This window comes from Bradyrhizobium sp. S69 (genome assembly GCF_009766005.1).
Lineage (GTDB): Bacteria > Pseudomonadota > Alphaproteobacteria > Rhizobiales > Xanthobacteraceae > Bradyrhizobium.
Genome location: NZ_LMUK01000038.1, coordinates 151,920 through 172,814, shown reverse-complemented (window position 1 = coordinate 172,814; position 20,895 = coordinate 151,920). Strand labels below are relative to the sequence as shown.

At 62.8% G+C, this 20,895-nt stretch carries 17 protein-coding genes and 1 pseudogene; 1 reads left to right on the top strand and 17 read right to left on the bottom strand.

Features of this window, described 5'->3' with window-relative positions; all coding sequences use genetic code 11:
- From GSQ88_RS15585 to GSQ88_RS15515, 16 genes and pseudogenes are all read right to left on the bottom strand, one after another.
- A partial coding sequence (locus GSQ88_RS15585; protein ID WP_210253822.1) for a hypothetical protein occupies window positions 1-1,143 on the bottom strand: 1,143 nt, incomplete at its 3' end.
- A gap of 20 nt (window positions 1,144-1,163) precedes the next feature.
- The gene (locus tag GSQ88_RS15580; protein ID WP_159008622.1) at window positions 1,164-3,941 is read right to left on the bottom strand and encodes a pentapeptide repeat-containing protein; all 2,778 of its coding nucleotides are present in this window, start codon (window positions 3,939-3,941) and stop codon (window positions 1,164-1,166) included.
- Between the two features lie 23 nt (window positions 3,942-3,964).
- Entirely contained in the window at window positions 3,965-5,167 is a 1,203-nt protein-coding gene (locus GSQ88_RS15575; protein WP_159008621.1) for a hypothetical protein, read from the bottom strand.
- A 62-nt stretch (window positions 5,168-5,229) separates the two neighbouring features.
- Window positions 5,230-9,405, bottom strand: coding sequence for an NHL repeat-containing protein (locus GSQ88_RS15570; protein ID WP_159008620.1), 4,176 nt, complete (start codon window positions 9,403-9,405; stop codon window positions 5,230-5,232).
- Window positions 9,406-9,783: 378 nt separating this feature from the next.
- A pseudogene (tnpA, locus tag GSQ88_RS15565) lies at window positions 9,784-10,098 on the bottom strand (IS200/IS605 family transposase); the annotation flags it as partial.
- A 100-nt stretch (window positions 10,099-10,198) separates the two neighbouring features.
- Window positions 10,199-10,645: a CopG family transcriptional regulator gene (locus GSQ88_RS15560; RefSeq protein ID WP_159008619.1), complete on the bottom strand. Its 447-nt coding sequence runs from the start codon at window positions 10,643-10,645 to the stop codon at window positions 10,199-10,201.
- Between the two features lie 8 nt (window positions 10,646-10,653).
- Window positions 10,654-12,645, bottom strand: coding sequence for a conjugal transfer protein TraG (locus tag GSQ88_RS15555; protein ID WP_159008618.1), 1,992 nt, complete (start codon window positions 12,643-12,645; stop codon window positions 10,654-10,656).
- A 108-nt stretch (window positions 12,646-12,753) separates the two neighbouring features.
- Window positions 12,754-14,505 carry a relaxase/mobilization nuclease domain-containing protein gene (locus GSQ88_RS15550; protein ID WP_159008617.1) on the bottom strand — a complete coding sequence of 584 codons (1,752 nt, stop codon included), beginning with the start codon at window positions 14,503-14,505 and terminating at the stop codon, window positions 12,754-12,756.
- A gap of 247 nt (window positions 14,506-14,752) precedes the next feature.
- Complete coding sequence (locus GSQ88_RS15545; protein WP_246784815.1) at window positions 14,753-15,658, bottom strand: lytic transglycosylase domain-containing protein; 906 nt, start codon at window positions 15,656-15,658, stop codon at window positions 14,753-14,755.
- Window positions 15,659-15,660: 2 nt separating this feature from the next.
- The gene (locus GSQ88_RS15540) at window positions 15,661-16,170 is read right to left on the bottom strand and encodes a S26 family signal peptidase (RefSeq protein WP_159008616.1); all 510 of its coding nucleotides are present in this window, start codon (window positions 16,168-16,170) and stop codon (window positions 15,661-15,663) included.
- Window positions 16,167-16,631, bottom strand: a complete 465-nt coding sequence (locus GSQ88_RS15535) for a DUF2840 domain-containing protein (protein ID WP_159008615.1) — start codon at window positions 16,629-16,631, stop codon at window positions 16,167-16,169. The genes GSQ88_RS15540 and GSQ88_RS15535 overlap by 4 nt, the downstream gene beginning before the upstream one ends.
- Window positions 16,632-16,999: 368 nt before the next feature.
- Complete coding sequence (locus GSQ88_RS15530) at window positions 17,000-17,887, bottom strand: replication initiator protein A (RefSeq protein WP_159008614.1); 888 nt, start codon at window positions 17,885-17,887, stop codon at window positions 17,000-17,002.
- Window positions 17,888-17,904: 17 nt separating this feature from the next.
- The gene (locus tag GSQ88_RS15525; protein WP_159008613.1) at window positions 17,905-18,183 is read right to left on the bottom strand and encodes a helix-turn-helix transcriptional regulator; all 279 of its coding nucleotides are present in this window, start codon (window positions 18,181-18,183) and stop codon (window positions 17,905-17,907) included.
- A gap of 132 nt (window positions 18,184-18,315) precedes the next feature.
- Window positions 18,316-18,867 carry a DUF2285 domain-containing protein gene (locus GSQ88_RS15520; RefSeq protein WP_246784814.1) on the bottom strand — a complete coding sequence of 184 codons (552 nt, stop codon included), beginning with the start codon at window positions 18,865-18,867 and terminating at the stop codon, window positions 18,316-18,318.
- A gap of 28 nt (window positions 18,868-18,895) precedes the next feature.
- Window positions 18,896-19,081 carry a transcriptional regulator domain-containing protein gene (locus tag GSQ88_RS35670; RefSeq protein WP_246784813.1) on the bottom strand — a complete coding sequence of 62 codons (186 nt, stop codon included), beginning with the start codon at window positions 19,079-19,081 and terminating at the stop codon, window positions 18,896-18,898.
- A 154-nt stretch (window positions 19,082-19,235) separates the two neighbouring features.
- Window positions 19,236-19,520: a DNA -binding domain-containing protein gene (locus GSQ88_RS15515; RefSeq protein WP_159008611.1), complete on the bottom strand. Its 285-nt coding sequence runs from the start codon at window positions 19,518-19,520 to the stop codon at window positions 19,236-19,238.
- 182 nt (window positions 19,521-19,702) lie between these two features.
- Between GSQ88_RS15515 and GSQ88_RS15510 the strand changes: the two genes are divergently transcribed.
- A complete protein-coding gene (locus tag GSQ88_RS15510) occupies window positions 19,703-19,930 on the top strand; it encodes a helix-turn-helix domain-containing protein (RefSeq protein WP_159008930.1) in 228 nt (75 codons plus the stop codon).
- A 262-nt stretch (window positions 19,931-20,192) separates the two neighbouring features.
- Here GSQ88_RS15510 and GSQ88_RS15505 read toward each other — a convergent pair whose 3' ends face one another.
- Window positions 20,193-20,516: a DUF736 domain-containing protein gene (locus GSQ88_RS15505; RefSeq protein WP_159008610.1), complete on the bottom strand. Its 324-nt coding sequence runs from the start codon at window positions 20,514-20,516 to the stop codon at window positions 20,193-20,195.
- Window positions 20,517-20,895 lie beyond the last annotated feature (379 nt).

Genomic DNA, 20,895 nt, shown 5'->3' with positions numbered 1-20,895 from the left:
GAACTGTTGCAGCTGAGCGTGAGTATTGGCACTCCCCAGCGGGTCGGCGAGATTCATCAGCACGAGATAGATCAGCTGATTGATGAAAAAGTCCTTTGCATATTCCTTCGACGGCACGTGCGCCGACGCGATCGTGTGGGCCAGACCTGCACTGTCGGCGTCACCGCACGCCAGCGCGATCAAGAGGTGCAACAGAAAGAAATACTGGTCGCCCGTTAGCGCCGACGGATCGCCCAGCAAGGCGTTGGCTTCTTTCGTCAGGATGGCCCAGGCCGGCGCTGTGGCGGTCTGCACCGCGGGAAAATCCGTCCACTTCGACAGCACCGCTTCGGCGGCGTTTATCGCATCGTAACCTTCCGTGATTGCCAGGTCAGCTATCGGTACGTCCTGTCGCGGCGTCGGGGTGACGGGACCGGATGCGCGGTGGATCACCTCGGGTGGCGGAGCCGCGGCCCAGGCGTGCATGACGTCGTCGGTCGCCTGTTTCCAGATCGGCAATGTCGGTCGCCGCACGGCGCTCTTGGCATGGTCGGCGATAATGCGCTTACCTTCATCGGAATAGTCCCCCCACTCGTCCGCCCAGGCCCGCACGACGTCGTTGGTGAATCCGTCTCTCCAGGTCGTAATGGAGGGGTCAGTTGCGTACAGGAAACTCCAGTCAATATATCGAGCGCTGTTCATGCCGTCCCACGGGCCGAGTTGGCCACCGAATGGCCAGTCATACCCGTTGGCAAAGAGGTCCCACATGTCTTTCCAAGTACCGGAGAAGACATGGAAATAACAAGCGCCCTCACCCATTTGCCAAACGTAAGGACGTCCTCCGTTTAGCCAATTATCCGCGATCCTGCAGCCGATATCGTAGGCGTAGACGACATATAGCTGCTTGAAGGACAGTTGCGCTCCGGGGACAGCCTGGCTCGGGACATCCATCAGCAGCGTGAAATACTGGTCGACAAAGGTCTTGACCGTCGGGTTCTCGATCTCCGCATAGGCGGCGTCGAGTGACGACAACCAGCCGCAATAGCCGCGCCACTGGCCGGCATTCAGCGGCCCGGCGGCGGGGCCGAACTGCGAGCCGAACTGGAGGAGGAAGCGCAGGGCTGGCAGTTCATTGTCGCTCAGCACATCGGGACTGTCGGTCATGGCAAAGGTCCTATCTAGCGTCAACTGGGCGGCGGGGCGTTGCAGGAGGCGACGCGGCTCGGCACGCAGGGCGGCGGCTTGGGCGGCGCACTGGCGCGCAGGGCGTCGTTCAAGGCGATGTTGTTGGCGACGTTGTCGCCGTACTTGACGCCATTGGGGCAAACAGTGTCGGCAGCGAGAAAAGATGAATGGCCGTCGCGGCTCAGCTTGGTCGCCTTCACCTCGATTTGCACCATGGCCTGCTGATTGAGCCCCTGGGTGGCGTTCATCGCGATGCCGTAGACCGACAGCGGCTTGGCATTGCCCTGCGTCACCAGGAATTGGACGTAGCCGGTCGTCATGTTGTCGGGACTTCCGCTGTCGTTATCGACGATCCAGTTGGGCGGGGCCTGCTGGCCGTCGTCCGTCTCATGGGCGACCGTCGCCCCCCACCGCAGCGCGATCTGGAACTTGTCCATGAACACCCGCATGAGGGTCGGCAGGACCGGCCGCGCCTCGAGCACCTTATTCTGCGGGATCGCCCACACGATCCATGACTGTTTGGTGCCGCCGGGATCGTCGATGCGCCAGACCAGCCCATCCACCTCGCAGCCGACCGTCGCGGCCAGCCCGAGGGCGACGCCGTCGTTGCTGTTGTCGGCGAAGCCCTGGCGCACATGTGACAGGTCCAGCACTTTGAGATCGGTGAGGTACTGCTCGTAGGTGCCCGCCGCGGCGTCGCTTGCCACCAGATCGAACTGGCCGGCGACCGCCGCCTCCAGCTCCGTGCATAATGCGACGTGGTCGGCGTCCGGCACGTCGAACAGCCACACCCCGTCCGTCTGTCCGGTCGCCGCGATGGCGACCGCCGCGTTCGTCAGCTGCGCCCCCGTCATCACCGCCGTGGTGAATTCGGCTCCCTGAAGCTGGGCATTGTCGAACCTGGCGCCGTTGATGGCGGCGGCGCTGAAGTCCGCATTGACCAGGAAGGCGTTGGTCAGGTCGGCGCCGACCAGCGACGCGTTCGACAGGTCGATGTTCTGGTTGTCGACGCCGAGAATGGCGTTCGTCAGCGTGATCCCGTTCATCACCGCGCCGGCAAGCTGATGGGTCGTCGCGACAGGCCACAATTCCGCATACGAGGCATCGACGCCGTACAGGTTGGCGTTGGTGAGAATGACCCCCGGCATGAAGGCGTAGCTCAGGGAGGCCTGGGCGCCGCCGGTCGGGGCCAGCACCAGCAGGGACACCGACTTGTCGGCCCACATGTGCAGCAGCACCGTGTAGTCGACGTCGCAGGTGACCGTCCACGCCGGTTCGACCCCATCGATCCCGGTCGGAGGCGACGTGATGCCGTGCTTGCCGAACACGGTCGCCACCGCGGCGAGGTTATGTCCGCTCAATCCGCCAGATAACGCCTGGAATTCATCGTCCTTGGCGGCGAGCCGGAACACCTCGCCGCGGGTTCCCAACACAGCCGCTGTGAGGTCGGCGCCGGCCAGCGTCGCGTAGGCGAAGGTCGCGCCGTTGAGCAGGACGCCGCCGGTGAACCTGGCGGCCGTGAAGTCGCCGCCGGTCGCTGTCACGTTCTGCATCTGCGCGCGCTCGAAGGTCGAGACGAGGTCGTAGGTCTTGCCGTCCGCCGTGAGCGTCGGGCCGAAGTCCGCGCCCTTGAGAAAGGCGCCGGCGAGACGGGCGCGCTGGAACGAGACGCCGTGCAGCACGGCCCCGCCGAGATGCTGGTTGCCGAACAACGCCTTCGGGGTCAGGATGGCGTCGTCGAAAACCGGCTTGTCGCCGCGCGCGCCGGCGAGGTTGGCCTCTTCCATATGGGCGCGGGCGAAGCTTGCCGCCGTCAGCGTCGCACCCGAGAGATCGCAGCCCGTCAGCCTGAAGCCATCCAGGTTCCAGCGCGTCAGCACGGTGTAGCGCGCATCGAGCCCGCTCAGGTCGACCGTGTTGTCGATGGGGACCATATGCGCGTCGACCAGGCGCGCGTCGGTGAGGTCGAGGAACGCCCAGTTGGTCTGCAGCGTGTCGTATTTGAGGGTCGCCCCCTTGAACGAGGTCAGGTGCTGCGGATCGGTCGACCAGTAGGGCGGCGCCGAAAAGGTGCAGGCCGTCAGGTCGGTGCGGTCGAACACCGTGCCTTCCATGCCGGCATTGAGGAAACTGGCCTCGACCAGCGTGGTGACGTCGGAAAAATCCGCCCGCGTCAGCGTCGCGTCGTCGAACACGCCGCCGGGGATCCGCGCGCCGCAGAACCGCGCCTGCGTCAAATCGGTCGGCACGTCCGTCACCTGCTCGAACACGATGTGGTCGAGCACGCATTTGCGGAAATCGGCGCCGCATAACACGCTCGAGGCGAAATGCGCGTTCTTGAGAGTGCGGCCGGAAAAGTCGAATCCGGTGAGGTTGCACTGCGCCACGTCGAGATGGCTGAGGTCGTCCGGCAGGCCGGTGACCGTCGTGTTGGTGAGGTCGAGGGAACGCCAGGTCATGCCGAGCGAACTGAACGGCACGGTCGCCCCGGCGAACGAAACGCGCTTGGCCGGCTTTTGATGGGCGGACTTCGCCGGCAGCTTGTCGGTAGCGGCGTGGATCTGAAAGATCGTCGCCGACAGGTCGCAGCCCGAGAAGTCGGTCCCCTCACCGATCACCGCCCCGGTGAGATCGGCGCCGCGCAGGCTGACCACGCCGCGAAAGCGGGTGCCGGTGAGGTTGGCGTTTCTCAGGACGGCGTTGGTGAGATCCTTGCCGGCGAGATCGCGGCCGCTGAGGTCGCAGCCCTCGCAGTTGTACGGTGGGGCGCCGTTCATGCTGCAATCATGCTCCGCGGGCATCAGCCGCCACCATCTTTGAGAACCTTGCGCGCCTGGTCGAGGCTGTCCAGCATGTCCTGCCTGCGCTTGTCGAAAGCAACCATCGGATAATTCGGATCCTGGCGGGGATAGGCGGTGTCGTTGACGAGCAATGTCCCCTGCCGCAGCAGGGCGTCCTTGATGTCCTTGGAGCAGTCGTTCTCGATGATGCAGTTCGCCAGGTCGGAGACGAGCGATTGGAGCTGCAGGTTGCTCAGGGCGTAGCGATGGTCTGGATCGGACAGCTCCATTACAATCGCGTAGAGCAGATGGTTGATGAAGATGTCTTTGCGATATTCGGGCGAATCCGCGATCCGGTAGTTGACAATGTCATGCACGAAGCGGCGCATCGCCGCGGTGCCGGATGCCGTCGCGATCAACAGGTGGAGAAGATAGAAGTATTGCAAGGCGGTAAGAAACTTCGGCTTGAGCATGTCGGCGACGGCGGCCTGCTGGCTCGTCCACACCGGCCCGATTTTGTCGAACACCCGGCCGTAGTCGCTCCAGTTGTTCATCACCGTCGTCTGGAATCGATTGATGCCGTCCAGATTGTCCCAACTGTCGAGGAATACGTCCGGCGGCGGATGAAGCTGAACCAGGGCATCCTTGTCGAACGGCATCATGAAGTAGCTGCCGTCGGTCTGCAGGACGGCATGACCGAACTCGCCGGTCCACTGCCTGTTGTAATCGAAGCCGCCGCACTGGTTCCTCAGCACGTCGAGAGCCGTATTCCAGGCGTCGGGATATTTGTGCTTCGGCCAGTTGTCGGGAAAAGCCTGGTCGAAGTCGTTGGGATCAGTATTTTGCGCCGGGATCCCGATCGTGAACCCGGCAAAGGGCGTGAAAGTTATGGTGGGGTCGCGGGGATTCAACTGAAAGTAGCCGGGCTCCTTCGGCCACGCCAGATAATGATGCGCGACGTAAAGAACCGGAAAATTGTGGCCGGCATAGCTGGTCGGCGTCGCGACGAACGCGTTGAAGAGCTGATCGACCCACCCCTTGAAGCGGGCCTCGACAAACCCCGGATAGGCCTGCGACAGGGCGGATATGGCATCCATCAGCCGCGCGACATTGTCGCGGGTGGGCACCTCCAGTCCGACGCCGACCGTGCCCTGGAAGGCCAGGAGCGTGCGAATGGCGAAGAGCTCGGCCGGCGCCAGCGTATCGTCATCGGTGCTGCTCAAGGCTGACCTCGATCATGCGGCATCGGGTTGTGGTCCTCTCCGCCGGGCTTGGCGGGCCGGGATCAGATATTCACCATCCACTGGCTGATGGTCGGCTCCGGCCGTCCGGACGGTCCCTGCATCTGCTCATAGTTGAGCGAGAAGACGGTCCGCCATTGGTCCACCGTCATGCGGGCAGCGTTGATCTGGCCGTTGTGCTCGTTCGGGTCGGGCGTGAGCGGCGAGCCGTCCGGGTTGTAGATGTCGAGCCGGTAGTCCGAAGGACTGAGGTCGCCGGAGTCCGGGGGCAGGTAGGACAGCACGTAGATGAAGCCCTTGGTCTCGATCGCGATGTCGAGATAGATGACGGAGGCCGAGACCGGATCCTTGAGCGCCATCACCGAGATGAGCTGGCGGGCTTGCAGCCCGGACGCCTTCTGGACGTCGAAGGTGAGCGTGTTGGTGCGGTCGCGGATCAGCCACTCGCTGCCGGGCGCCTTGACGTCGATGTCGAGCGACCAGCCGCGATAGACGTCGATCTCGTCGAGTCCCTCCGCGCCGTGGCGCAGATCGTAGGTGGCGCCGGCGCCGTCGGCGAGGAGCCAAAGCGAATCGGCGGTCCGCGTCACCGTGGCGCCGTCGTAGAGCGCAAGGCCAGCATTGGTGAGGGCGTCGTGCAGATCGGACGTGATGGTGCCGCTGTCGAGCGTGGCGGTGAAGCTGGTCGGCAGGTTCGTGAGCGGCGTCAGCAAGGTGCGCTCGGGCGCGCTCGGATTGACCGGGACCTGCTGCTGCAGCGCCTGGATCAGAGCGGTCGATGCGCGGCCGTGGTCGAGGTCGGCTTGCAGGCCAGCATCCAGGCCGAAGGTCAGGGCGCCCCCGAAGCATTGCACCGGGTTGCCGAAGGTGTCGAACGCCTGGACGCGCGCGCCGACCTTCTCCAGCACCAGGATGCGTCCGTCGGCGGAGACCGTGACGGCGATCGGGCCCTTCATGAGACCCTCGCGCACGCCGTAGCCAGAGAACGGCAGCGCCGGCGGCGCGGCGCTGTCGTCCACCCCGTCGTCCGGCAGCTTGACGATCGTCATCTGATGGTCGTCGAAGCTTACCGCGATGGCGTATCCGTTCGGATGGATAATCATCGCGTCCGGTTTGGCGATGACGAAACTGCCCCAGCTCTTGCCCGTATTGTAGTCGAACGTGTGTTCGCTGTTTTCGCCCAGGTCGACGCGGCGGATATGGGACAGGCCGCTGGCCTCATAGGTCCGCGTGTCGAGGTAGAAGTTGTTGCCGCTGAATTCCGGCGCCGGCGCGTTGAACACCTTGATGACGTCGACCTGCCGGCGCAGATCGAACAAGGCTTGGCCGGCCGCCGAAGCGATGCGCCAGGAGGCACTGGCGATGACGGCCACGACGGTCGCGCCCTCCGGCAGCGGAAGACGGTTGGCGGCGAACGTCTTGGCGATGTCGTCGGGCACCGGCCCGCACGCCGTGAAGGCGTCGAGCTCGGGCATGAAATTCATGGCCGGCTTGAGCTGGAACAGCCCGGGCGAAAAAAACTGGTCGAAGGCGATGCACGGCTGGCGCGCGAAGCCGCGTGTCGGCTCTTTCAGGCCGGCGGCCGGATCGGCCAGCGTGGAGAGGGTCTCGATCAGGTGCATCTCGTCCGACACCGGGGTGGTGCCGTAATCGAGCGGCAGGTTCTGCTTGCCGGCCTGGTAGCAATACCCGATCCGGTAGGCGAGGTTGTTGATGGTGATGCCCACCAGGTTGGTGACGTCCTGCCGCGACAGATCATCGACGGTGCCGGTCGGCGCCGCATGGGTCACGTTGTTCACCTCGAGCTCGTAGTCGACCACCTTGCCGTCATCGTCCGTGATGGGGGTCTTGAGCAGCGCGTAGTCGACGCCGACGGCGGGATCGTGCACGGTCCACTGGCCCGGGCCGCCGCCCGCCACCGTCGCGGTGGCGGCGAGGCGGACGCTCTTGGTCCAGAAGGCGTCGATCAGCGCCTGCGGCACCGCGCCGTCGGGCAGCGCGTCCGCCAGCGCCCCCGGCAGGCTGAAGATGATGTTCGACCAGAGATAGCTGGTTGTCTGGCCGTCATACGCGAGCTTTTCCCGCTGGACGTAGGTAGTCTCCTCGGTCAGCTTCACCAGTTGCTCGATGATCGATCCGGTTTCCGAGCGCGTGTCGCCGTCGGTCGGCACCGCAGTGATCCAGCCGCTGACCCACTGGCCCGCCATCCAGTTGGTGCGGGAATAGACCTCGGCGATGATTTGGAACTGGTCGCCGGGTGCCGACGGCAGCTCATCCTCGGTGGCCTTCGAAAAGGTGGCGGTGATGAGACCGTCGTCCTTGCCCGGCATCGGGCCGGCCTTGCGCAGGGTCGTGCCGCCGCGGTACTGCACCGTGATAACCCAGTGGTCGGCCACCTTCGGCCAGATCGGATTCTCTCCCGACCTGCCGTGGGTGGGGTCGGGCTTGACCGTGACGTTGAGCGTCATCGAGCGCTTGATCTCGAGCGTGTAGGTGGCCGGCGATCTCGCGACGTCGGCCGTCGTCGCTGCCATGTCGCCCACGGAGGCCGAGCAGCCGGCGATGCGCAACCCGACCCCGATGACGGGCGCCGAATCGACCAGATTCTGCATCGATTCGTAGCCGCAGATATAGAGGGCGAGTTCGTTGAGCGCCCACGACAGCAGCACGCCCGAGCAGGTCTCGCCCGCCTTGATCAGCACGGCCTTGGTGTCCAAGGTCACCAAGCCGACCCCGAAGGCGACCGCCCCGATGTCGATCAGCGCTTTCCGGGTGCTTGTCTTGGAAAAGAAGTCGATCCACCATTTCTTGCCGCCGAACCCGACGGTCGCGAGCAGCAGCAGCGCCGGCATGCCGTAGCTGATAAACGCGGTGCAGAGGATTCCCTTCTGGTCGACCTCGCTGTCCGCATGGCCGTGGCCGAGTCCGCCGAGCAGCACATCGACGCGGGTGGCCTTGTCCGGCATGTCGAAGGAAAGACCGGTCGAATCGGTCGGCAACCACTCCCCGAACATGCAATTGCCGGGGCCGATCATATCCAGATAGGTTTTGTCGGTCACCGCGGTGCCGCTGGCGTCGAACGCCTGGGTATAGACGGCGAGCCACCGGTTGCCCCGGTTGGTCACGTTGAAGCTGAGCGTGCCGGGGTTGCCGTCGAGGCCTGCGGCATAGCTCAGCGATCCGTCGTCGACATCGAGACCGTACTGGCTGGTGATGGTCTTGATGGTCCAGTCGACGGCGGCGTCGGCGTCCGCCCGCGCGACCGCAGCGACCGCCGCCACGCCGGGCGCCCGGTCGACCACCGTGATGCCGTGCCCTGTCATCCAGTTGCGGCCCTTGAGCCAGGGCTGCTGCTTCAGCTCGCGCAAGGCCTCCTGTACGACCGGCCGCACCGCATCGTCGATCGCCGGCGCCAGTTCCTGATGGAGGATGACCTGGACGGTTTTGCCGTCGACCACCGTGGTGTGCCAATCGAGGGGATTGCCCTCATGGTCCTTGAGGTCGGCCGCCGGCGACATGACGTTGCCGGCGGCATCGCGCACGATCGTATAGACGTACCAGGGGTCGGAGCCGTCGGCGTCATGCAGCGATATGTACCGCCACAACCCGCTCAGGGTCCGGCACTTGGCGACGACTTTCTCCTTCACCCGGTGATGGACCGACGGATCGAGCGACAGGATTTCTGGGTGCTGCATCACCAGCGTGATGGCGCTGTCTTCCGGCGTCACGACTCGGGCAGCGTCGACATGCATGTCGTCGGCATGCATGGCACTGGATTGCATGGCACCGGATTGGACGCCTGCGCTCGCCACCAGGCCACAGCGCTCAAGCAGCGCGGGCGCCGCCGGCCCGCCATCGCGCTGCATGGCGCGCACGGCGCGCCGCACATGCGCGGCCGGCACCACCTGATACATCACCGCGATAATGTCGGCGAGCGCGTTCGGGTTGCGCGAGCGATAGCCGATCCAGTGCAGGCTGACCGCGTCGCTCGCCACTTCGAGGTTCTCGCAGAAGTGGGTGATGCGCGCCAACCGGTCGGCCGGCATGGCGGCGAGCGCCCGGTTGCGCCTGGCGTGCGCTTGGCGCGTGGCGTCGGAATGCCGCTGCAGTTTGGGTCGGTGCCGGTGGCCGCGCACCGTAAATTCCTGGTCCGCCGGCAGATGGGCAAAGTGGCTGAGGTCGAAATGCAGGGTAACGCGTTCGGTCGGTCGCGGGCTCACGGCGAATGCCCTCGTCTGTTGCGAGTTATTCGCGTGGTCATTGATCGCGCGGCAATACCAGCCGATATCGCGATCCGCCGTGGCTGGCGGCGGGGCACCCGAATTGAGTTGTATTAGGCCTGACTGGAAACTTACGGTAACCACTTACGCGCGTCAATGGTTGACCAGGATTTTGGTTGACCAGGATTTATGCGGTCTGGTCAATCTACCTATCCTACAAATAATGAGTTTCATGGAATCGTTCGTGTAAGTATCCCCCGGCAGAGCCTGGGGCTTTAGAAATTGGGCCGCTCGAAGCGGCGGTCAGGGGCGCTGACGCGCCCCTGCAGGCGTTGGCCACCTAAAGGTGGCCGATCAGCGCCACAAATTCATTTGGTCCTAGCGGCTGTCCTCTTGCTCCTGATTTCTGATGTACTCCCGTATCACCGCTTCGTCTCGACTTACGGTCGAGACGAAGTATCCTCGTGCCCGGAAGTGCTGCCCCATAAAATTTCGTTTCTCTTCTCCGTATACGCGGGCCAAATGGATCGCGCTCTTGCCCTTAATGAAACCAACCACCTGCGAAACCGCATATTTCGGTGGGATGGAAATCATCATGTGAACGTGATCGGGCATCAAGTGCCCCTCCTCGATCCGACTCTCCTTCTGCTGCGCCAGCTTCTTAAACACCTCTCCGAGCTGTCGTCTCGCCGCATTTCCGTTGATGGCACTTTTCAGAAGTGCTTCGATGTCTGACTTGAGTCCGGAGTGCGCGCCAAAGCGGACATCGGTCTGTGAGCCTGAATTTATGGAATCACGCCAAGGAGGAGCTATCTTTTCGGTCCGATTCACGATCAGCAGGAATCACGTCTTGCGATATTTCCTGGGCCAGGCTTTGGCCTTTGGCCAGCCGTCGCCCCAGGGCCTCGACAAAACCCTCGTAGCGCTCGCGGCCCTTGGCCCTGGCGGCCGGCTGTGCCGTATCCGGCAATGGTGGCGTGACCGTGAGCCAGAAACGCACGAAGAGCGCTAATGCCTCGTTCGAGATCGTGAGGTGACGCTCCAACCGCTCGATCTGTCGCGTCAAGCGATCAAGCCTGCGGCCGAGCGCCGCCTCCATCCGCTCTGAATTGTCCGGCGACAGATACGAGGAGAGCGCCGTTTCGACCACCAGCGCCTGGGCCACGCGCTTGCGGCCGGCATAATCGGCGAGTTGTCCAGCGAGATCCGGTGGCAGACGAAAGGTGTGCTTGGTTCGCATCGCCGGCCTCAGAGCTCCATGCCATCGCCGGGATCCATTGCGACCTGTCTCGCGAGACCGCGGGCTTGCTGCCGCAACGCACGAGCGCGTACGGCATCATCATCGGAATCGTCTTCCCCGAAGGTGAACTCCGGCTCTGCCTTCGCCTGCTCCGGCATGATCTCCTCATGTTGAGGAAGTTCTGGTTCGCGACGGATGCCGCCATTCGCAGGATCATCGATTTGCGTCTCGCCGGAGGAACTGACTTGCCGGCCAGCGCTGGCAGCGGGAACCGGCAATAAGCTCCAATCATCGACCGAGGGAGTACCACCTGGCTCAGTCGCAGCAGGGGGCGCCAGCACACGCTCGGTCAATCGCGGATCTTCAAAATATCGAGCCTTCTTGGCGCGGATCGGGGGGACGCCTGAGACCAACACCAGTTCATCGTCGGGCGGTAGCTGCATAACCTCGCCGGGCGTTAGCAGCGGTCGCGCCGTCTCCTGTCGTGAGACCATCAAATGGCCGAGCCACGGGCTGAGCCTGTGGCCGGCGTAGTTCTTCATCGCCCGCATCTCGGTCGCAGTCCCCAGCGCGTCCGAGACGCGTTTGGCGGTACGTTCGTCATTGGTCGCAAAGGACACGCGCACATGGCAGTTGTCGAGGATGGCGTTATTCGGCCCATAGGCCTTTTCGATCTGATTCAGCGACTGAGCGATCAGAAAGCTCTTGAGACCATATCCAGCCATAAACGCCAGCGCCGACTCGAAGAAATCGAGCCGGCCGAGCGCCGGAAACTCGTCGAGCATCAGCAGCAACCGATGGCGGCGTCCTTTCGCGTGCAGATCTTCCGTCAGACGTCGGCCGATTTGATTGAGGATCAGACGCACGAGTGGCTTCGTCCGGCTGATGTCAGAGGGCGGCACGACCAGGTAAAGGGTCGCAGCTCGATCACCTTCGACTAGGTCGCGGATACGCCAGTCGCAGCGGCGGGTCACTTTCGCCACGACGGGGTCGCGATAGAGACCAAGGAACGACATCGCGGTTGAAAGCACCCCGGATCGCTCGTTCTCGCTCTTGTTGAGAAGCTCCCGCGCGGCCGAGGCGATAACCGGGTGCGGCCCCGCTTCGCCAAGATGCGCCGTCGTCATCATGGCCCGGAGCGTGGTCTCGATTGGCCGCTTCGGATCGGAGAGAAAGCCGGCGACACCCGCCAGCGTCTTGTCCGGTTCGGCATAGAGGACGTGGAGAATGGCACCGACTAGCAAGGCGTGGCTGGTTTTCTCCCAATGGTTCCGTCGTTCAAGCGATCCCTCGGGGTCCACCAGGACATCGGCGACATTCTGGACATCGCGCACCTCCCATTCCCCGCGTCTCACTTCCAGTAACGGATTGTACGCCGCCGACTTCGTGTTGGTCGGGTCGAACAGAAGCACGCGACCGTGTCGGGCGCGGAAGCCCGATGTCAGGGTCCAGTTCTCCCCCTTGATGTCATGCACGATGCAACTGCCCGGCCATGTCAACAAGGTCGGCACCACCAAGCCCACGCCCTTGCCGGACCGGGTCGGCGCGAAGCACAGCACATGTTCCGGACCATCGTGGCGCAGGTAGTTGTGATCGAGCCGTCCGAGCACGACGCCGTCAGGTGCTGTGAGGCCGGCGACGCGGACCTCTGGTGACGTCGCCCAGCGGGCCGAGCCATACGTTGCGGCGATCTTCGCCTCGCGTGCCCGCCATACCGACATTCCGATGGCGGCCGCTATCGAGATGAACCCGCCTGACGCTGCGACATAAGCACCCTCGACGAAGATATGGGGAGCGTAGGCGTCGTAGGCGTACCACCACCAGAAAAAGGCCGGCGGAGGGTAGACCGGCACGCCCGGCACGAGTTCAAACCAAGGCTGCCCGAGTTGCGGTTGGTAGCCAAGTTTCCACGCCACCCATTGTGTCGCCGCCCACATGGTGACGAGCACGATTGCAAAGACAACAATGATCTGACCCCAAAGGATTTTGGTCGCGGACATACCAACGATCAAGAGATGGCGCCCGCGATAGACAAGGGTGGATCCGCGCAAGGAGTGCGGAGCGCTGCAGTAGCGTACAATTCGGACGGTTGGCACATCAACCGCAGCCTACAATCCCAGGCCGCGTTTGCGTCCGAAACTCCAATCGACGTTTCCACCCGAGGCCAACACACCGCTGACCTGCCGGCCAAGCTGCTGTTCCAGCGCCGGTCGCCACGGCACGAGCTGGAAGCCAAATCCATTGTCGATCATCGCAAAGCGACCCGAACTCAGCGTGAGACGCTGGCGGTAGACACCGGTGACATGTTCGCCCTCGACCGACGGACGGTAGGCAAGTCCGGTCTCGGTAGAAAGCTTTGCGGCGGCGGTGGTCAGATCCCGTTTCCGCAACGTATCCAGAAGATCTCGGGCGAAGATGACCCGCTGTCCCTGTCGACGAGCGAGCCCTTCTCCGGCAAGATGTTCGAGGCGACGGTCCATCGCCTCCCGAACCTCCGCGCCAAAGCCGCTTCCGCTTAGTGTGGCTTCCTTTGCAAGAAGCTGGCGATCGATCCAGGTCGCACCCGGTGCCGTGACTTGCGCCTCGATCGGCAGATCGGATCGTGTCGCGAGCGAGGAGCGTTTGCGCCCTTGGCCATCCTCGTAGGCTCGCATCTCGACCACCGCGCCAAGTTTGGCGTCTCCGGTCACCTCAAGGTTGGAAAAAACGAGGTGGTGCGTGCGTCCATCGACACCTTCGATGACCGCATAGGCCGTACCTCTCAGTTCGTCATGGAGCCCCCGAGCGACAAGTCGACCCTGCACCGCGTCGGTGACCTGGTCACCGTGCAAGGTGAACCCCGTCAAGTCGGGCTCACGTCCGGCACCTGTGACTGCGCGATGCATGGTTTTGATGATGTCCCCGCGGATTGAGAGATCTCGTAGCGTTCCCTCAATTCCAGGCTTCAACGTCCAGCATCCGGGAGCGACTTGCTCGGCCAAACCGAGCCGCTCGAGCTTGGCGGCTCGTCCAATCATCAACCTCCGAAGTTCGGGATCGCTGTCGGGGGCGCCTGGTCTGAGATCAGCCACACCGGCTCCATCATCCGCAGCACCACGGAGCACCCTGTCGAGCCCGGTCCAGCGCTCCGCCTCGACTTCCTTTTCCAACGCGGAACGAATTTCCAGCTCGGTTCGCGGGCCTAATTCCAGCGTAACGCGCTCTTCGGCGCGGGCCCGGAACCCGCGGCTGATGTAGTCGCGGCTGATGACCAGATCTCTGCCGTCATCAGCACGGCCGCGCACGAGGACATGCACATGAGGATTGTCGGTGTTCCAATGATCCACCGCCACCCAGTCTAACCTTGTATCAAGGTCACGTTCGGCATCGGCCATCAATTCGCGGGTGAAGGTGCGGAAGTCCGCCATCTCGGTCGCGTCCTCGGGCGAAACTGTGAAACGGAAATGATGCCGATCATCCTCGCACCGCTCCGCAAAGGCCTTGGTGTCGGCATCCTCCGTGGTCGCACCGAACATTCGCGCGTCGGCGCTGTCGCGGGTGACGCCCTCACGTTTGAGATACGCGACGTGTTTCGAAAGTGGCGCCGAGCGAAATCGCTTGCCCTGATGGCGAACAATCCGAGCCATGACAACGACCCGCCGACCTGGTGAACGAGCAGCAAGGGAGAGCGCGGCCCGCCGCCCCCGCCCAAATGTCGAACTGCCCCTGCTCCCGCCGCGCCCGAACTCCTTGCCTGTATGTCCGGCCTTCCTGGCGGCCCGCATGACCTGGCCGACGAAGCTCTTTGGACGTTTGGCGCCCCGGTTTCCGTGCCGGATGCGACCCGGCCGAACATTGATCTCGTCGTCTCGCACGGTCACAGCAATGGACGCCCGCAAAACGATGGCCGACGGCGCTCGATGTATTGAATTCGTTGACCTTTACGATGGCAGCGCCAGCAGGTACCCCCGCCCCAATGCACAAAAATCTCAATCCGACCAACCACATGCCCCGGACGAACGTCGGGGCTTTTATCTTGCCATCCGTGGCCCGTATCTCCCCGCACCCACTGCATCCCATAAGAACACGCAATGACGAACGACGAATTGCGATGAAGCACGATCGGGATCATTGCGATCGGGCCTCGCCGGCATGGTGCACAAACAAGTTGCCCGGCTGCGGCACGAGAGCGGATAGATCGACAACGGGACGAACGTTTGATGCAAGGTCTGGCCGCACACCAGACGTATGGCGATCGTTGGAAGAGCTGCTCGCAGAGCCCACAACGAATAGCGGGGACTGAGCCAACGTGGGTGTATCCGCGGCGGCAGCGATCTTCCCGTTAGCTTGTTTGCCTCCGATTATTGGCGCGAGCATCGCGATATAGTCTTGGGTCTCACCCGGCAGCGGCCGACCGGTCGCCAGATGGATCTCATATCGTCCAGGCCCGGCGTTGTAGGCGGCAAGGAACCCCGGCGCGCCATAACGATCATAGAGTTCGCGGATGTATGCGGCGCCGGCCAAGATGTTGTCGCGAGGATCATAGGGATCGGTGCCGAGACCATATCGAGCGCGTAACTCTTTCCACGTCTCGGGCATGATCTGCGTCAGTCCCATGGCGCCCTTTCGCGACCGCGCGTGTATTTTTCCACCGCTCTCAACGCGCATCACTGCACGTATCCAATGTTCCGGTACCGCGAAGCGTTTGGACGCTTCCGTGACAAAACCCGCGAAGGGATTAGCAGGAACGGCCGCTCTTTGTTGGTTCGTCGGCGACAATCGCTCGGCGTGCGCTGCTCTGCCTGACAGCATCGGTAATGCGGATATCGCCACGATGCACACCATCGTCCCGAGAGATCGCAAGCGTGCCGTCGTGCTCCCGGCCATCCAGGTTGAAGCGCTATCGCGCCGGCCTAGCGGCCGCCCTTGACCGCCGCTGCGCGCGACGGCGGTCGCGAAGTTAGTCGGGACGGAAGAATGGCGCTGTATTCGATCGAACAGAGAAATGGCAAATTCTTGAGTAAGGGCGATCACGATCACTCCTCTCTGGTCCACACGGGCAGTGCCTTGCCGATGACGGAAGAGTTCGGAACAAAGCCAAAGTAGCGACCGTCCAGAGAGTCTTCCGATTGCCAATTCATGAGGAAGAGTTCGTCCGCCTCAACAGCGTGACATCCTTGCCAGACAGGCAAGGGACGGCCGTGGTTGTCGCGTGACAGCGCGTCTCCCACGTCGATCGCGTCGACAGAGATCGTCAGCCCCTTCCTGCAGACCGTCTGTCCAGGAAGCGCCAGCACACGCTTGAGCATGGGAACGCCGACCGGCAGATAGCCGTTCAGATCGAGAAAGGTCGCAAGCGGCTCCGGCGGTCGGACCGCCACGAGTTCGGTGACCGCAAGCCTGCCGGCCGGCTGCACCTGGTAGAGTCCGATCGGAACGCTCTTGGAAGCGTTCCAAATGTAGATTGGCGTGGTTTCTCCCATCGTCGACAGGACAAGAGCCACGGCTGTGACTGCGATCAGAATTGTCACCGTCCGGCTTCTCATGGCGCGATTCTCCGCCGACGCAGCCAAGCCTGATGGCGTCCGCGGGTGTACGGCCGCGGCGTCTCATTTACCGACAACCGGTTGTGGACGTGATGCCAATAGTCGAGCGCGACGTCGGCCGGGTGGATGTCGAGCGCCTCCACTGCATCGATCAATTGCAGGACACGCTCGACCCTCGGCCAGCCAGTTAGTCGCAGTAAGATATCACCACCGGGCGTGACCCATGGCACCGTCGAATAGCGCTGTCCGGGCGTAGCTGCGCGCAAAATGTCGACACGCGACATGACCGTGCCAAAATCGTTCGACGCCCATCGTACGAACGCAAAAACGGTGCCGGGCGCGAACGACAGGATACGCCGCCGGCGATCGATGATCCGTTCCGCCACCGCACGACCGAACCGAATCCGGTTCTCAATACGCTTTTCGAGCCACAACAGCTCAACCGTCGTGAGGTCAGTCACGTCGTCCTCCTGTGTTTGGTTGAAGGGGATTGTGGTGGGACCGAAGCCGGCGCGTATTGCCAAGATCAGATCTGGATCTCGCGGCCAAGATGTTGCGCTTAGCCCATCCGTGCCGACCTCTCGTCGGCGACTCGCAGGGCTAACTGATCGCTGGTGGGATGCACGAGGCGTTGCCGTCGGAGTGCTGTTCACAGCCCGCGAGAAGCGTTGATCCGTTAGAAGGAATCCGAAGGATTCCAGGTTAGGAAAGTTACGAGGCGAACTAGGTGTTGAGCGCCAAGGAGTTAGTTCCGATTTCGGTCCCCGATAGCACGAGGATTGGGTCCTCGATGGCACGACAGTCGCGGTCCCCGATAGCACGAGATGATTCACAGGCTGTCCCCTGACGGAGGAACGAGCCCGCGTTTGCGCAGCCGCACCGCAAAGGCATCGATGGGAACAGGCGCGAAGTTCAATCGCTCTGCACCGCGTGGGTCATGCGTGATGACTAGCCGGTAGCCGGGCAATGTCTGGCGATGGACGATCTCGCGCAGGTCGTAGGCGAAATGCTTGAGCGGTGAGAGGCTGCCGGATTTGGCGTGGAGATGTACAAGATCAAAACTCCAGCCACCCTCCTGGCGACCGCCATGCTTGCGCACCAGGCGGTAGAGCCAGCGCTCCAATCCCCCCGTCAGGTCGAAATAGGCGCGGTCGATCGTGAGGACGAGCGCTTCATTCAGTACGCCTGAATAGAACCAATCGGGTAGGATCAGCTCGAGTCCTCTGACGTGGCCGTGCACATCGGCCGTCTCTTTCCATTCATTGATCCAGGAGAAACGATGCCGCCGGCGTTCCGTTGGCTGGCGGATCGAGGTCATCACGGTGGTCGATTGCAGCCGGTCAAGCGCAGCCTTCAGGCGATCGTAGTCGCGTACGCTGGTGCCGCGGCCGACAAAGGTCAGGATTTCGTACGGAGTTGCCGCCATCAGACGGGACGTCTTCAGACCAGCGTCGCGGGCCTCGACGATTTGCGAGGCGGCCCAGATCAGAACATCTGCATCCCAGATCGTCGCCATGCCGTGCTCCGGCACGGCTTCGACACGAATTGTGATGGTTCCGGCCCGAAAATCGATCGGCGTGATACGTTTGGACTTGGCCAGCGAAAAGAATGGATACGCCATCAAATCCTGCGCATCGCGCGGCGCCAGATCGCCCGGCAACGCGCGAAACAGGTCGAGCTGGCCACGCTCTGATCGACGTCTTCGTGATGCTGACACATTGCACTCCGATCACGTCAGCGGCGCTTGCCGGCATAGGGAATGGGTGCGGCCTGCCGTTTGGCCGGCAGCACCGTTCCGTTGCCGGGATCCGAGGTTGACGTTTTGGTGCCGCGGTCAGCCCACGCTTTGAGATCGTCGAGCGCGTAGACGACGCGACCGCCGATCTTTCGATAGGAGGGGCCCGTCCCGTAGGTCCGGTGCTTTTCCAACGTCCGGCCGGAGAGACTAAGGAACCGGGCTGCTTCGGGCGTGCGCAGGTAACGCGGCGGCAAGCCGGCGTTCGGATCGGGCATTGGAGAGGCTCCGTGATCGTCTGGAGCGCCGGCGCGGATGGCGGCGCGTTGGCGGCTACGATCGCGGAGAGGACCGGCGAAGAGGGATGCCGAAGAAAGGGGGACAGGCTTTCGATACCCCCGTCGACCTTTCTACTTTTTGCGGGGCGGAGGTCGCAGCAACGCGCGATAGCCGCCGCGCATCAGGGCAAAGCCGGTTTGAACCAGACGAATGGTTCGATTACGCAGGTCGTGGGTTTTCCAGGCGCGTTCGGGAATCCGTCCGGCACCAAACAGGAGTTCCGCGATTTCGCGGTACGTATTGCCGTCCATCCGCGCATCGAGGGCGCGAAGCGCGAGCGCCAGGCGACGGCGGCGCTGCGCGGAAAACGCGTGCAAAGGCGGTCCCGGCGGACGGTCGTTCAGCGCTCGCCAGAGCTGCCGCGCCGCATGTGCACGAAATTCGAAGTCGCGGTCGAGTGGTAGCTCGACCGCATAGGTTTCGGCGACGACTGGTGGTTCCTTCAGCCATACGCGGTGTTCGACGCCGCGCAGATACAGCACAGCGTACCAGCCATCGGGCGCTTGCCGCAGCTCTCCCGCGGTCAATTCGCTCAGCTTGAGGCTGACACGGGTGTCCGCTCTGAACAACGGCGCGGGGCGAACCGGGATCACCGTTGGCAACACCTCCGGCGCCCAGAACACTCTCTGTTCAGCGAAAGATTGGTCGGGGTTAGCTGCGAAAACACAGTCCCCATTTTTGGCGAAACTCCGCACTTATCGTGGAGGCCCTCGAAAAGCCGTGATGGTCCCGTTGATAGTTCGGATTGCGACGTAGGCATTCCCAGGCAAATCCGGTAATCTCTGCATCCCGAGCGCGCTCGTAGCCGCTCGCCGACCTCCAATCAAACCCAGACATTCGCGTCCCCACTTCTTACTGCGAGAAATTGTGACGCGATATTTCTGATCAGTAGAGGTTGTGGAAGTACCCGATCATGCATCACGTGATGCAATTAGAGCGATCCCCGATACCGGAGGGAGATTTTTCTAATCGGCCTCGGAAGGCGCGAAAATTATTCTGAATTAGAGGCGCCACCGCGTAGCAAATGGCGATATCCCTTCTCCGTCATCCATTTCGCGCGGGTCAGATGGCTATCGAACGCAGTTCTTGCCCGGGCGGGTTCAAGGTCTGGATCAATGTGGAGCACAAGCCGCGCCACTTCGCGCCAGTCCGCGCCTTCCGCGTCGGCGTCAAGCAGCCGCAGATAGGTAATGATGTGCTCCTCATCGTATGTCGTGAGGGCCGAATTTGTCGGCGCTACATCGGCAACGTCAGGATCGAGTGGCGGCTTCTTCATAAATTTCCGTAGGTGCAAGCTATTCTAATTTCTCGAGATCGGTCGCCAAATTTTAGCCGAAATTAATTGGGTCGCGCTAGCCCGCATACGCAGATACGGAATTCTACGACCACGAGAGGGGCGGAACGTCCGCGTATTATAACACGTAGCGCCAAAATACGCGATTGCCTCCTATCCTGCGGATGGATATTCGCAAGGCCTTTGGAGGAAACGCGCGCCGATTCCGGCTGGCCCTTGGCTTGAGCCAAGAGGCGGTTGCGGAACGCATGGGCGTAGACCGGGCCTTTATAAGCAGCATGGAGCGAGGGTTGCAAAATGCGACCCTGCTCACGATCTGGCAAACTGCCCAAGCCTTGGAAGTGCGGCCTGCAGATCTGCTCGAGGAGAAGGCGTCCAAGGTCCGTTCCTGATCTTCGCGAGCCGGGCCGAAGGCCCGGCGAACGCCGGTCGCAGGCATACGTCATCGCCGCCGATCCAGTTTGCCGGATCGGCGGCGACCCCATGCGCAGCGGTTAGGAATACAGGCGCGCAACCAATCAATGGTTGCGGCTTAAGAGCCTCTGCAAAGAGGCGAAGCTTTGGCGCGCGGTTCAGGTGCCGAGCGGGCACGGTTGGATAGTGCGATAATGAAACGCCCCGCTCGCTGAGCGGGGCGTTTCGCTAGGGACCTATTCAGTCCCCGTTGGGCTTGCGGCTGCGGGACCAGATCAGGGTGTAGGTCTCGGCGTCTTCGTCGTCGAAGAGGTTGGCGTAGATCGGAGCGTTGAAGCTCGGATCGTCCAGCTTGACCGAGAGATAATCGCGGCCCTCTGTGGAGCGCTTCGACCAGGCGGCCCCGATCTCTGCGCGGCCGACGTAGACCCGGTGGCTCGGAGCGTTCTCGTTGGTCCGGTCTGTCTCGGGGACGATGCGGACGCCCTTGGTCTGGAGGCTCAGGGTGACGATCTCGCCCTGGAATTCCTGGCCGGATTTCTTGAATGAGCCGATGTTAGCCATGTCACTTCTCCTTGCTGTTTTCGAGCTCCGCGACCACCGCGGCCTCGATGGCGATCTGAAAGCCGAAGGCGATCGACGCCGCACCCACTCGGGCCGAAGCGCAGCGGAGGATGGCGGCGGTGAGACTTTCTTGCCTCGCGAGGAATGGGCGAAGCCCAGGGGAGGAAAGTCTCACCGACGCCGTTGCGGTTCAGGCGATCGAGGCGTAGCCGGCCTTCGGCCAGATCAAGCCAAGAGAGGCCAGGTGCTCGCGTGCGCTGAACAGCATTTTGGAGATGTGCCAGCTAGCGATCGGCCCACACAAGAGGCCCTACATTCCAGACGAAGGAAAAGAAAGCCGAGCGTGCAGAAAGGTGGCCACGTGTCGCTGCGCAGAGCA